The sequence below is a fragment of the Streptomyces sp. NPDC102258 genome (genome assembly GCF_055584685.1).
The window spans coordinates 165,362-177,763 of sequence record NZ_JBVJLO010000012.1; the positions used below are offsets into that span (position 1 = coordinate 165,362).

At 71.8% G+C, this 12,402-nt stretch carries 12 protein-coding genes and 1 tRNA gene; 7 read left to right on the plus strand and 6 right to left on the minus strand.

The genetic code is table 11. From position 1 onward, the window contains the following. Positions 1-66 precede the first annotated feature (66 nt). The gene (gene cdgB, locus ACZ6ZT_RS21605; protein ID WP_469721280.1) at positions 67-1,791 is read right to left on the minus strand and encodes a diguanylate cyclase CdgB; all 1,725 of its coding nucleotides are present in this window, start codon (positions 1,789-1,791) and stop codon (positions 67-69) included. 396 nt (positions 1,792-2,187) lie between these two features. Between cdgB and ACZ6ZT_RS21610 the strand changes: the two genes are divergently transcribed. Beyond that, positions 2,188-2,673 carry a flavin reductase family protein gene (locus tag ACZ6ZT_RS21610; RefSeq protein ID WP_469721419.1) on the plus strand — a complete coding sequence of 162 codons (486 nt, stop codon included), beginning with the start codon at positions 2,188-2,190 and terminating at the stop codon, positions 2,671-2,673. 67 nt (positions 2,674-2,740) lie between these two features. On the opposite strand, the gene arfB is transcribed toward ACZ6ZT_RS21610, so the two are convergent. Continuing rightward, on the minus strand, positions 2,741-3,166 hold the full coding sequence (arfB, locus tag ACZ6ZT_RS21615) for an alternative ribosome rescue aminoacyl-tRNA hydrolase ArfB (RefSeq protein WP_469721282.1): 426 nt from the start codon (positions 3,164-3,166) through the stop codon (positions 2,741-2,743). A gap of 161 nt (positions 3,167-3,327) precedes the next feature. On the opposite strand from arfB, the gene ACZ6ZT_RS21620 reads away from it, so the two are divergent. Next, positions 3,328-3,903, plus strand: a complete 576-nt coding sequence (locus tag ACZ6ZT_RS21620) for a TerD family protein (protein ID WP_385314362.1) — start codon at positions 3,328-3,330, stop codon at positions 3,901-3,903. 72 nt (positions 3,904-3,975) lie between these two features. Here ACZ6ZT_RS21620 and ACZ6ZT_RS21625 read toward each other — a convergent pair whose 3' ends face one another. Next, positions 3,976-5,397: a M1 family metallopeptidase gene (locus ACZ6ZT_RS21625; RefSeq protein ID WP_469721284.1), complete on the minus strand. Its 1,422-nt coding sequence runs from the start codon at positions 5,395-5,397 to the stop codon at positions 3,976-3,978. Between the two features lie 54 nt (positions 5,398-5,451). After that, complete coding sequence (locus tag ACZ6ZT_RS21630; protein WP_469721286.1) at positions 5,452-5,982, minus strand: GlcG/HbpS family heme-binding protein; 531 nt, start codon at positions 5,980-5,982, stop codon at positions 5,452-5,454. Positions 5,983-6,454: 472 nt separating this feature from the next. On the opposite strand from ACZ6ZT_RS21630, the gene ACZ6ZT_RS21635 reads away from it, so the two are divergent. From ACZ6ZT_RS21635 to ACZ6ZT_RS21645, 3 genes are all read left to right on the plus strand, one after another. Continuing rightward, entirely contained in the window at positions 6,455-7,678 is a 1,224-nt protein-coding gene (locus ACZ6ZT_RS21635; RefSeq protein ID WP_469721287.1) for a sensor histidine kinase, read from the plus strand. After that, positions 7,675-8,298, plus strand: a complete 624-nt coding sequence (locus ACZ6ZT_RS21640; RefSeq protein ID WP_469721288.1) for a response regulator — start codon at positions 7,675-7,677, stop codon at positions 8,296-8,298. Before ACZ6ZT_RS21635 ends, ACZ6ZT_RS21640 begins: the two co-directional genes overlap by 4 nt. Positions 8,299-8,453: 155 nt before the next feature. Then, positions 8,454-8,957, plus strand: a complete 504-nt coding sequence (locus ACZ6ZT_RS21645) for a hypothetical protein (RefSeq protein ID WP_469721290.1) — start codon at positions 8,454-8,456, stop codon at positions 8,955-8,957. 7 nt (positions 8,958-8,964) lie between these two features. On the opposite strand, the gene ACZ6ZT_RS21650 is transcribed toward ACZ6ZT_RS21645, so the two are convergent. Then, the gene (locus tag ACZ6ZT_RS21650; protein WP_469721291.1) at positions 8,965-9,672 is read right to left on the minus strand and encodes a pentapeptide repeat-containing protein; all 708 of its coding nucleotides are present in this window, start codon (positions 9,670-9,672) and stop codon (positions 8,965-8,967) included. A gap of 160 nt (positions 9,673-9,832) precedes the next feature. Between ACZ6ZT_RS21650 and ACZ6ZT_RS21655 the strand changes: the two genes are divergently transcribed. Next, positions 9,833-11,212 (plus strand): NAD(P)/FAD-dependent oxidoreductase, encoded by a 1,380-nt coding sequence (locus tag ACZ6ZT_RS21655; RefSeq protein ID WP_469721292.1) that lies wholly within the window; start codon positions 9,833-9,835, stop codon positions 11,210-11,212. 66 nt (positions 11,213-11,278) lie between these two features. Beyond that, positions 11,279-12,274: an HNH endonuclease signature motif containing protein gene (locus ACZ6ZT_RS21660; RefSeq protein WP_469721294.1), complete on the plus strand. Its 996-nt coding sequence runs from the start codon at positions 11,279-11,281 to the stop codon at positions 12,272-12,274. A gap of 49 nt (positions 12,275-12,323) precedes the next feature. On the opposite strand, the gene ACZ6ZT_RS21665 is transcribed toward ACZ6ZT_RS21660, so the two are convergent. Further along, positions 12,324-12,397 (minus strand) — tRNA-Thr (locus ACZ6ZT_RS21665). Positions 12,398-12,402: the final 5 nt, after the last annotated feature.

The window sequence follows — 12,402 nt, forward strand, 5'->3', positions numbered from 1 at the left end:
CAGGTCACTCCTTTCGACCCACGGGAGCCTACCCCGAACACGTGCGCCCACGGGCAGCCGATCAGACTACCCGGCCCGCCGGTGCGCCTTGGAACGGGACCTTTTCTCGATGTACATCCGCTGGTCGGCGGAGCGCAGCACCTCGTCCGCCGACATCCCGCAGCTGGCCCAGCCGATCCCGAAACTCGCCCCCACGCGGACCGCCCGGCCGTCCACCCGGATCGGCGGAATGATCGCGTTGCGCAGCCGAACCGCCAGGTCGGCGGCGTCGGCGGCGCCCAGGCCGTCGGCCAGCACGACGAACTCGTCACCCCCCAGCCGGGCGACCGTGTCACCGTCCCTGACGCAGGTCGAGAGCCTGCGGGCGACCTCGATCAGGACCGCGTCGCCCGTGTGGTGCCCGAACCGGTCGTTGATCGACTTGAAGCCGTCGAGGTCGCAGAAGAGGACCGCGAGCCCCTTCGTCCCGTCGTCGACGTCCGTGGCGGGCGCCACGGTGTGCACGTGGTGGTCGTACGGGCCGTCCGCGTGGGACGTGAACGCCCCGGCGAACTCGAAGGACTCCGGGCCGGGCGCCCCGGCGGCCGGCGGGTAGCCGTGGTCGGCGCCCTCGTGCCCGTCGGCCCGAAAGCCGTGCTCGCCCGCACCACCCGCCTCCGGGCGCGGTTCGAAGGCCGCGTCGAGCGCCTCGACGGCGGTGGCCCGCACCGACTGGGGCCGCCGGCACAGCCGGGCGCCGAGCCTAGAGCGCAGCTCGGCGCTGTTGGGCAGGCCGGTGAGGGAGTCGTGGCTGGCGCGGTGCGCGAGCTGGAGCTCGTGCCGCTTGCGCTCCTCGATGTCCTCGACGTGCGTGAGCAGGAAGCGCGGCCCGTCGGCGGCGTCCGCGACGACCGAGTTCCGCAGCGAGACCCAGACGTACGTGCCGTCGCGCCGGCCCAGGCGCAGCTCGGCCCGGCCGCCCTCGGCGGAGGTCCGCAGCAGGGTCCCGATGTCCTCGGGGTGCACGAGGTCGGAGAAGGAGTAGCGGCGCAGCACGGAGGCGGGCCGCCCCAGCAGCCGGCACAGGGCGTCGTTGGTGCGCAGCAGCCGGCCGTGCTGGTCGCCGCCCATCTCGGCGATGGCCATACCGCTGGGCGCGTACTCGAAGGCCTGGCGGAACGACTCTTCACTCGCCCGCAGCGCCTGCTGCTCGCGCTCCAGCCGGACCAGGGCCCGCTGCATGTTCGCGCGCAGCCGTGCGTTGCTGATCGCAATCGCGGCCTGGAAGGCGTACATCTGGAGCGCTTCGCGCCCCCACGCGCCGGGGCGGCGCCCGTTGCGCGGTCTGTCCACCGAAATGACACCCAGAAGTTCCCCGCCCGTCGCATACATGGGGGCGTACAGCCGGTCCTCGGGATGCCACTCGTCCTCGAAGCGGGGATCGGGGCCGTCGGTGTGCCACTGGGGCACGTCGTCCTCGATCAGCACCCAGCCCTCGGTGTGCGGGATGAAGCGCAGGCCGTCCCAGTCCTCGCCCATCGCCAGCCGGCGGTCCCAGGACGGGCGGGAACCGACGCGTCCGGTGATCAGGGCCTCGGCGGCCGGGTCACCGGCGAAGGCGGCGACCACGAGGTCCCCGTCAGGGCGTACGAGATTGACACAGGCGAGCTCGTACCCGAGGCCGCGCACGATGCCGTCCACGACGGTCTGCAGGGTGTCGGCCAGGCTGCGCGCCGTGTTGAGTTCGGCCACCACCTGGTGCAGCTGCCGCAGGGTCGCAAGACGGACGTACGGCTCCGACTCGGTCTCCATTGCTCGCTCTCCCCGAGACCTCGACAGCAACTCCAGGTTTGTCATCGGCGTTTCGTTGCGGTGTCCCGTCCACTGAATCACAGTGAGCTGTGCGACGGGTACACAGGGTCAACAAATCTTGCCCTCTGTGACTCAAGTCACATGAGATGAATAACGGCGCACTCTGGGCGGGCCGTTGAGTGGGAGCGCTCCCCCCTCTTCTCGCGAGCAAACATACGCCGGAGGCCTAGTCCCCGGGTCGGGGACGCGGCTCGGACCGGCGCCCGATGTGCGCCGAACGGCGGCGGCACTAGCGTTCGGAACGTGCCGAAGACGACCCTTGTGCCCCCGCTGTCCCCCCTGCCGCCCCTCACCCCCCATCCTGAGGGGGTGAGCGACGACGAGTTCCGCGCGGCCATGTCCCGGCTGGCGGCGGGGGTGTGCCTGATCACCGCGCACGAACCGGCGGGCAGCGCCGACGGGCCGGCCGGTGAGGACGTCGGCATGACGGCCACCGCCTTCATGTCCGTCTCCCTGGACCCGCCGCTGGTCCTGGTGAGCCTGCGCGAGGGCTCGCGGATGGACGACCTGCTGGCGGAGCAGCCGCTGTGGGCCGTGTCCGTCCTGGCCGACAACCAGCTCCAGATCGCGGGCCGCTTCGCCATGAAGAACCGGATCAGCGACCGGCTGCTGTTCGAGGGCCTCCCGTACGTACGCGGCGCGGTCAGCGGGGCGCCGCTGCTGTCGGGGGCGCTGGCCACACTGGAGTGCCGGACGGAATCCCGCGTCGAGGCGGGCGACCACACCCTGGTCGTCGCCCGCGTCCTGACAGCGGCCCAGCCGGTCCCGGACGCCCCGCCGCTGACGTACTTCCGGGGCCGCTACCGGCACCTGGCGCCGTAGGGCCCCGGGGGGCGGGCGGGGGCGGCCCGGGCCGCGATCGTAAGACCGGCCCGGGCCCCCACTCCCCCTACCAGTCGCGGCCCGTGCGGCCCCGCTTCGTCTCGCCCCGGGCCTTCTTCTCACGCAGCCGGCGCTCGTTGATACCGCGCGGGATCCTCGTCGCCCGGCGGGCCTTCGGCGGCGGGGCCGTCGCCTCCGCGAGCAGCGAGGCCAGCCGGACCAGGGCCATCTCCCGGTTGCGCAGCTGCGAGCGGTGCTCGGAGGCCCGTACCGTCACGACCCCGTCCACCAGCCGGGAGGCCAGCCGCTCCAGCGCCCGCTCCTTCCACACCTCCGGCAGCGCCTTCGTCGCCGCCAGGTCGAACAGCAGCTCCGCGCGCGAGTCCGAGGTGTTCACGTGCTGGCCGCCCGGCCCGGAGGAACGCGAGAAACGCCAGGCCAGCTCCCCCTCGGGAAGCACGACCGAACCGCGGATGACATAGGGACCAGGCATGCCCCTATGATCGGCCCCCGCCACCGCCCCCGTCACCCCGATTTCGGCCACCGCGGCGCATCCGGAACCCAGCGGGCCCCTCCCCACGTTAGGAAGGTCAGCAGTACCGTGACCGCGACCACGGAGCGCGGTCATGTGACGAAGAAGGGACACCAGTCAAAATGGCAGTAAGCCTGTCCAAGGGCGGCAACGTCTCGCTTTCCAAGGAGGCCCCCGGCCTCAGCGCCGTCACGGTCGGCCTCGGCTGGGACACCCGCACCACCACCGGCGTCGACTTCGACCTGGACGCCTCCGCCATCGCGGTCAACGCGACCGGCAAGGTCGTCTCCGACGGCCACTTCGTGTTCTTCAACAACAAGACCACCCCGGACGGCACCATCGTCCACACCGGCGACAACCGCACCGGCGAGGGCGCGGGCGACGACGAGGCCATCAACGTCAACCTCGCCGGCCTGCCCGCCGACGTCGACAAGATCGTCTTCCCGGTCTCGATCTACGACGCCGAATCCCGCAGCCAGAACTTCGGCCAGGTCCGCAACGCCTACATCCGCGTCGTGAACCAGGCCGGCGGCGCCGAGATCGCCCGCTACGACCTCTCCGAGGACGCGGCCACCGAGACCGCCATGGTCTTCGGCGAGCTCTACCGCAACGGCGCCGAGTGGAAGTTCCGCGCCGTCGGCCAGGGCTACGCCTCCGGCCTCACCGGCATCGCCCAGGACTTCGGCGTCAACGTCTGACCCGTCCGACGACGCCCGGCGACGCCCCCGGCCCCCGACCGGGGCAGGGGGCTTCGCCATCCCCCGGGACGCTCAGCCGACGGTGGGCCGCTCGTCCCCGTACAGCCACACGTCCCACACCTTGCGCAGATCGTGCCCCGTGCGCCGCGTCGCGTACGCCGTGAAGTCGGCCGTGCTCGCATTGCCGTGCCGGTGATCGGCGGCCCAGCCGCGCAGCAGGTCGAAGAACTTCGCGTCCCCCACCTCCTGCCGGATCCGGTGCAGGACCATCGCCCCCCGGTAGTACACCGGATCGTCGGAGAGATGCTGCGGCCCTGGCGGAGACGCGGGCGCAAAGGCCGCCCAGTCGGTGTCGGCGTGCGCGTCGACCGAGGTGTCACCGGCCAGGAAGGCATCGAAGCGGCGCTGCGCGCTCACCCCGCCCCGGTCCTCCGACCACAGCCACTCCGCGTACGTCGCGAAACCCTCGTTGAGCCACATGTCCTTCCAGGACTTCGGCGAGACCGAATTGCCGAACCACTGGTGCGCCAGCTCGTGCACCACCAACTCCTCGTCCGGAGCGCCCGGGTAGACCGGCTTCGTCTGCGTCTCCAGGGCGTACCCGAGGGTCCGATCCGGCATCACGATCGAACCGGCCGTACCGAAGGGGTAGGGGCCGAACTTCGCGCTCCCCCACTCGACGATCTCCGGCACCCGCGCGAGCGCGGGCGCACTGTCCACCGCCTCCCCCGGGTCCACGGCCTCGTACACGGCGACACCGGAAGGGGTCCGGCCCGTCGTCACCGTGAACCTGCCGACGGCGACGGTCGCCAGGTAGCTCGCCATCGGCTCCGGGCTGTGCCACGCGAACTCGGTCCGCCCGCCCGCGACCGGCCGACGGGAACGGAGCTCACCGTTGGAGACCGCCTCGTAGCCGTTCGGGACGGTGACGGTCACGTCGTACGTGGCCTTGTCGCCGGGATGGTGGTTGCCGGGGAACCAGCCCATCGACCCGACGGGCTCGCCGACGGCGACCGCCCCGTCGCCGCCCGGGGCGACGATCCACCCCTCCTTGGAACCGTCCGGGTCGACCACCGGCTTGGGACGCCCGCCGTAGTCCACCTCGGTACGGAACACCTCGCCCTTGCGCAGGTCCTTGGCGGGGCGAACGGTCAGCTCGTTCCCGGTCCGGTTGAACCGGGCGCCCGCGCCCTGCACCTCCACGTCCTCCACCTTCAGACCGCTCAGATCGAGGTTGAAGGAGCTGAGCCCCTGCTCGGCACGGGCCGTGATGACGGCGGTGGCGTGCAGCTGCCCGTCGGCGGGGTCGTACTCCAGGTCGAGGTCGTAGTGCTCGACCTCATACCCCCCGTTGCCCGCCCGCGGAAAGTACGGATCCCGCACCCCGGCCGCCCCCGGCCGCCCCTGCACCGTAGCTCCCGTACACCCGGCGGTCAGGGCGAGGAGAACGGCGAGCACGGGGGCGCCAAAACGAACGAACGCACGCTGTTCCACGCCCCGATCCTAAGCGGCACTCCGGGCCGGGGGCGGTCCGTACCTCGGCGGCGGTCACCTGCCAAGGGCGTCCACCCCGGCCTTGGCGAACTTCTCATCCAGCTCACCACTCGGAGCCCCGGCCACACCCACACCCGCGACCGGAGCGCCATCGGCCTGCACCGGCGCGCCGCCCGCGAGGAAAAGGGTCCCAGGGATGTCCTTCAGGTTCGGGGTCTGCGCGAGACGCCCCGCCAGCACCGAGGTCGGGGCGTTCCAGGACACGGCGGTGTACGCCTTGCGCTGCGCCGACTCGTAGGACTGCGGGCCGGCACCGTCACCGCGCAGGGTGACGACGGTGTTGCCGTTGCGGTCGACCACCGCGACCGTCACCTTCTGGTTCTCCTTCGCCGCCGCCTGGAGGGCGGCCTGCGCGGCGCGGGTCGCGGCGTCGACGGTGAGGTGCGTGGAGGTGGTGAAGTTCCGGTCGCCGTCCTTCTTCCCCGCCGCTGCCGGGGCCGCGCTCGCACTGACGGCACCGAAGGCACCGGCGCCGAGGGCGACGACAAGGGCGGTACCACCGAGGACACGGGTACGGATGCTCATGACTGCGACTCCTGATGATCGTCAACTCGACTGACACCCCCACCCTCCCCCGCAACCCCCCACCACCCCATCCCCCCACCAGCTCCCGCCACCACCCCCACCGGCCGACCCCAAGGTCAACCGATCGGCCGATGCGAACCCCCTGCCCACCCGGTTCTCCTGAAGGGGCCCGAACAGCGACACGGCGCGCAAGAGGAACCCGACGCCCGGCCAAAATCCAGCCTCGCCGGCGTTTGAGGCGCGGGGTCTGGGGCGGAGCCCCAGGAGCCCGGGCGCAAGTCCGCTGGACCGGCGCAGCCCTGCCTCATCCAGCCCCGCCGGCGTTTGAGGCGCGGGGTCTGGGGCGGAGCCCCAGAGAGCCCGGACTCAGACCCCCCACTACAAACGCAGCCGGCCCCGCCCACCCCCCACCCAGCCCGGCCAGGGCAAGGGCAAAATGGACAGCGCCCCCACCACCCCCAGGAGCCCCGCCGTGAGCCACCCCCCGCGGCCCCGCCCCACCGCCTCCCACGCCACCCCCCGCGCGCTGACCACCGTCACGCACACCGCCTTCTTCCTGCTCCTCGGCGCCTCCGTCGCCCGCTTCCTCCTCCGCCACCCCGGCGAACCCCGCACCCCCTGGATCATCGCCCTCAGCGTCACCCTCACCCTGCTCTACGTCCTCGGCCCCGCCCTCGGCACCACCCGCCCCCAGCCCACCTCGCCGCCCCCCACCCCGCCCACCACCCCCACCCGCCGCCTCTGGCTCGGCCTCACCGTCACCACCTGGGTCGTCCTCGTCGTCCTCGCACCGAGCTTCGCCTGGTGCGCCGTCCCCCTCTTCTTCACCGCCCTGCGCACCCTGCGCCCCCGCGCCGCAGTGGTCCTCGTAGCCCTGCTCACCGTCTTCGTCGTCGCCGCCCAGCTCAAGCTCTCCACCGCCTTCGACCCCAACCTCCTCCTCGCACCGCCGGCCATCGCCGCCCTCGCCACCGCCGTCTTCGTCCACATGGAACGCCAGGCCCGCGAGCAACGCACCCTCATCGACGACCTCCTCCGCACCCGCCGGGAACTCGCCGCCACCGAACGCCGCGAAGGCACCCTCGCCGAACGCCAACGGCTCTCCATGGAAATCCACGACACCCTCGCCCAACACCTCTCCAGCCAGCAGATGCTGCTCCAAGCCGCCGACCGCACCTGGGAAAGCGACCCGGACACCGCCCGCGCCCACATCCGTACCGCCACCGGCATCGCCGCCCGCGGCCTCGCCGAGGCCCGTCGCCTCGTACACGACCTGGCCCCGCCCGAGCTGGAAAACGGCACCGGCCTCCCCGACGCCCTGCGCGCCCTGGACGCCGGCCCCGGCATCGACGTCCGCTTCCACCTGGAAGGCGCCCCCACCCCGCTCCCCGACCGCACCGAATCGGCCCTCCTGCGCATCGCCCAGGGCGCCCTGGCCAACATCCGCGAACACTCCGGGGCCACGACCGCCGCCCTGACCCTGAGCTTCCTCGGCAACCAGGTCGTCCTCGACGTCGCGGACGACGGCGACGGCCTCACCGCACCCCCAACCACCCCCGCCACCCCCGAACGGGGCCACGGCCTCCCCGCCATACGCGCCCGCGTGCGCCAGCTCGGCGGAACCCTGACGCTCGAATCCACCCCCGGCGAAGGCACCGTCCTCTCGGCCGCGATCCCCCTGGAGACCCCGGGATGACGACGATCCTCCTCTGCGACGACCACGCCGTGGTACGCGCCGGACTCCTCGCGCTCCTCGGCAGCGAGCCGGACATCGACGTCCTCGGCGAAGCCGGAAACGGCGAGGACGCCGTCGCGCTGGCCGCCAAGCTCCGCCCGGACGTGGTGCTGATGGACCTCCAGCTCGGCGAGGGCATCGACGGCGTCGAAGCCACCCGCCGCATCACGGCCCTCCCCGAGCCGCCCCACGTCCTGGTCCTGACCACGTACGACACGGACGCGGACGTCACCCGGGCCATCGGCGCCGGCGCCACCGGCTACCTGCTGAAGGCCGAACGCCCCGAAGAACTCTTCGCCGCCATCCACTCCGCCGCCGCGGGCCGCACCACCCTGTCCCCGCCGGTGGCCAGCCGGGTCATGGCCCACATGCGCGGCACCCGGCCCACACTCACGGACCGCGAACTGGACATCCTGGCCCAACTGGCCCGCGGCCTCGGCAACCGCGACATCGCCCGCGCCCTGTTCATCAGCGAAGCCACGGTCAAAACCCACCTGGGCCGCATCTACGACAAACTCGGCGTAGACACCCGCGCGGGCGCCGTCGCGACAGCCAAGGAAAAACGCCTCCTCCCCTCATAACGCGGCGCACAAGACGAACGGACCGCCCAGCCACTCCAGCCCCGCCGGCGTTTGAGGCGCGGGGGTCCGGGGCGGAGCCCCAGGAAGCCCGACCCCACCCCCCGCCGCGCAGCCCCCCGCACGGGAACCGGTGTCCCCGTGACACCATCAAGGACGTGCTCGACATCGGCTACTCCCTCTCCCGGCACTTCCCGGACCCCCCGCAGACCGACTACCGCTCCGCGGACGTCCGAACCCTGCGCCACGACCTCTTCTGCGGCGACGTCTACCTCGCCGACACCGACAAGGACCGGGAAGTATCCACAGCCTGGGGATGGGTCCCCGTCCTCGACTTCGCCTGGGCCCTCTGCGACATCGTCGAGCAGCTCGACCAGGACCCCCGCGGCAGCCGCTCCGCCAACCGCCAGTACGCCGAACTCGACTTCACCGAGTCCGCCGACCGCATGCTCTTCCAGCGCCGCTTCGGCTGGGTCGACATCGAAGCCGACTGGATGGCCCCCGAAGAAGAACCGCTGACCTTCAGCCACCGCCTCCTGCGCCGCGAAGCCCGCGACTTCCTCCACGACCTCATCGCCGACCTCATCGACATGCACGACGGCCTCGCCGACAACCCCGTCATCTGGACGCTCCAGTCCCGCTTCCCCCGCGTCCCCGCCTAAACCCCCGCTACCCCACCACCCGCACCCCCAACTGCGCCGCCAACGCCGGAGCCAACTCGAACAACTGCGCAGGGCTGATCACCGCCCCCGCCAAAGCCTCCACCCCCCGCGCGATCCCCAGCTCAGACGCCTCGCGCAGATCCACATCCGTCATCCGCGCCCCCGTGAAGTCCGCCCCCCGCACCACACACCCCCGAAACCCCACCCGCTCCAGCACCGCACCCCCGAAATCCGGCTCCACCAGCACACACCCCTCGAACACCACGTCCTTCAACCGGGCCGTCCGCAGATTCAGGTAATCGATCTTCCCGCCCCGTACGAGGACCCGCTCCAGCACCGCCCCGTGCAACTGCGCCCCGCCCAGCCGCGCCTCCAGCAACTCCACATCCCGCAACGACGCCCCCGCCAGGTCCGCCCCCACCCCCCGGACCCCCTCCAGCACCGAATCCAGCACCCGGGCCTTCGCCAGCCCCACCCCGTCCAGCACACACCGGCGCAGCGCGCAGTCCATGAACCGCGCACCCACCCCCTCCTGCCCCGCCAGGTCGAGGTCCGCGAACTCCAGGCCGTCGTAATCCCCGTCCGGCTCCAGCCCGCCGCCCTCCCACGCCACGAGCCCCGGCAGCCGCACCTCCGCCCGCCGCGCCGCCTTCACCGCCCGCGCCGCCGCCCCAGCCCGCCCCGCCGCCGCCCGCTGCCGCTCGTTCCGCACCATCCCCCCATCCTGACCCACCCCCCTGACACCGCACGCCCGGCGACCCTCCCTACGCCCCCACCCACCCCCCACACAGGGACCAAACGGCCTGCCAACACCCCCCGAAACACGACACCCCGCCCCTGGACACCCCTCGAACACCCCGTGTACCAACTCCCCCATGACGATCAACGGCGGTATCTCCTTCTGGTACGCGACCGACCCCACCACCCCCCAACCGGCCCGCGCCCCCCTCACCACCGACACCACGGCAGACGTCGTCATCGTCGGCGGCGGCTACACCGGCCTGTGGACGGCCTACTACCTCAAGCGCGCCGCCCCCGACCTCCGCATCACCGTCCTGGAACAGAAGTTCTGCGGCTACGGCGCCTCCGGCCGCAACGGCGGCTGGCTCTACAACGGCATCGCCGGCCGCGACCACTACGCCGCCCGCCACGGCCACCAAGCCGCCGCCCGCCTCCAGCACGCCATGAACGACACCGTCACCGAAGTCATCAAAACCGCCGCCGCCGAACACATCGACGCCGACATCCACCACGGCGGCGTCCTCGAAATCGCCCGCACCCCCGCCCAGCTCACCCGCCTCAAGGCCTTCCACACCACCGAACTCGGCTTCGGCGAAACCGACCGCGTCCTCCACGACGCCACCGCCACCCGCGCCCTCATCGACATCGCCGACGCCGTCGGCTCCAGCTGGACCCCCCACGGCGCCCGCATCCACCCCCTCAAACTCGTCCGCGGACTCGCCGCCGCCTGCGAACGCCTCGGCGTGGTCATCCACGAATCCACCCCCGTCACCGCACTCGCCCCCCGCCGCGCCGTCACCCCCTACGGCACCGCCCGCGCCCCGTACGTCCTGCGCTGCACCGAAGGCTTCACCGCCGCCCTCAAGGGCCAAAAGCGCACCTGGCTCCCCATGAACTCCTCGATGATCGTCACGGCCCCCCTGCCGCCGACCGCCTGGGAATCCCTCAACTGGTCCGGCGCCACACTCCTCGGCGACATGGCCCACGCCTACATGTACGCCCAGCGCACCGCCGACGACCGCATCGCGATCGGCGGCCGCGGGATCCCCTACCGCTTCGGCTCCCGCACCGACCACGACGGCCGCACCCAGCCGGCCACCATCACCGCCCTCACCGACCTGCTCTTCTCCTTCTTCCCCCAGCTCACCGGCACGGAGATCACCCACGCCTGGTCGGGCGTCCTCGGCGTCCCCCGCGACTGGTGCGCCACCGTCACTCTGGACCCCACCACGGGCCTCGGCTGGGCGGGCGGTTACGTGGGCTCCGGCGTGGCCACCGCCAACCTCGCGGCCCGCACCCTGCGCGACCTGGTCCTCGGCGACACCACCGACCTGACCACCCTCCCCTGGGTCCACCACCGCGTCCGCCGCTGGGAACCCGAACCCCTCCGCTGGCTCGGCGTCCACGCCCTCTACGCCGCCTACCGCGAAGCGGACCGCCACGAATCCACCACCCACCGCCCCACGACCACCCCCCTGGCCCGCCTGGCCAACCGCATCTCAGGCCGCGGCTGAGGGCCACTGTCAGCGCCTGCTGCCATCCTGTTCGACGCCGCGACGACACCGAGCCCAGGGGGGGCCATGGCGAAGAGGACGAAGCAGCGCACACGGAAGAAGGGGGCCCGGGACCACCGCCCGGCCGTGGGGATCTACCACGACATGAAGGTCTATGAGAACTTCGAGCGCTCCGCACTGCGCATCTTCTTACTGGTCCAACAGGCGGAGCGCGCCTCCCCCGGCGCCCCGAGGCACCTTTACATCGATGTCCAGGGCCACCGGAACTCCGCCGGGGGTTACGACCACGACGCGTTCGAGCTGATCCACCACTTCGCGCTCGAATACCTCGGGAAGTACCTCACCGAGGTGCACACGCCCTTGATCGGCGTCCGCATGAAGGGCCAGAGGAACGACATCCCGGACCGTCTGGCCTTCGGCTACCCGGACGATGGGAGCCGGTTCGGCTTCGACGCGGAGGCCCTCACCCTCAATCCGCGTGAAGCGGTTCCCGCCGACCGCAAGTCGCCGCCCACGACCCGCGCGATAGCCGAGTACCTCGGCATGGAGGAAGCCGCGTGCCTCGTCTGCTGGGCCAAACCCGTGGAGCGGGCGCACGTCGTGCCGAGCGCCCTCGGCGGCTCCATGGACGTGCGGAACTTCGCCCTGCTGTGCAAGAGGCACCACGCCGAGGCCCCGGACGTGGCGGACGCCGAAAGCTTCTGGGCGTGGGTCGACCACACCGAGCTGAACAGTGGACCGGAGAAGTGGGCCGACGCACCCGATCACCTCAAGGAACTCCTCCGCCGCCACAACGTTCGGGTGGACCGGTCCGAGCGAGAGGGCCTGACCTTCTTCGCCTCGGTCAAGGAGGAACTCCTTTCCCTCTACGAGTGGACCGAGGCGGACTTCGAGTCGGTGCAGTGGGCGGAGTTGATGGACGAATTCCACCGTGTCCTCGATCAGGCGACCGGCCGGCACTTCTCCATCGACAAGAAGGTCTCCACCTACGCCTGGGCGTATGACATCGCCCTCAGGCGGGCCAGGGGAGAGGCGGCCGCCGTCATTCGCGACAAGCCGTAGCCCAAACCGAAGGCCCCGGATCAGGACGATCCGGGGCCTTCGGAAGCAGAGCCCCCTGTCGGATTCGAACCGACGACCTACGCTTTACAAGAGCGTTGCTCTGGCCAGCTGAGCTAAGGGGGCAGGGC

Coding starts and splice junctions, on each gene's coding strand:
- cdgB (WP_469721280.1), bottom strand. CDS start 1,791: ATGGAGACCGAGTCGGAGCCGTACGTCCGTCTTGCGACCCTGCGGCAG.
- ACZ6ZT_RS21610 (WP_469721419.1), top strand. CDS start 2,188: ATGTCCCGGCTGGCGGCGGGGGTGTGCCTGATCACCGCGCACGAACCG.
- arfB (WP_469721282.1), bottom strand. CDS start 3,166: ATGCCTGGTCCCTATGTCATCCGCGGTTCGGTCGTGCTTCCCGAGGGG.
- ACZ6ZT_RS21620 (WP_385314362.1), top strand. CDS start 3,328: ATGGCAGTAAGCCTGTCCAAGGGCGGCAACGTCTCGCTTTCCAAGGAG.
- ACZ6ZT_RS21630 (WP_469721286.1), bottom strand. CDS start 5,982: ATGAGCATCCGTACCCGTGTCCTCGGTGGTACCGCCCTTGTCGTCGCC.
- ACZ6ZT_RS21640 (WP_469721288.1), top strand. CDS start 7,675: ATGACGACGATCCTCCTCTGCGACGACCACGCCGTGGTACGCGCCGGA.
- ACZ6ZT_RS21650 (WP_469721291.1), bottom strand. CDS start 9,672: ATGGTGCGGAACGAGCGGCAGCGGGCGGCGGCGGGGCGGGCTGGGGCG.
- ACZ6ZT_RS21655 (WP_469721292.1), top strand. CDS start 9,833: ATGACGATCAACGGCGGTATCTCCTTCTGGTACGCGACCGACCCCACC.
- ACZ6ZT_RS21660 (WP_469721294.1), top strand. CDS start 11,279: ATGGCGAAGAGGACGAAGCAGCGCACACGGAAGAAGGGGGCCCGGGAC.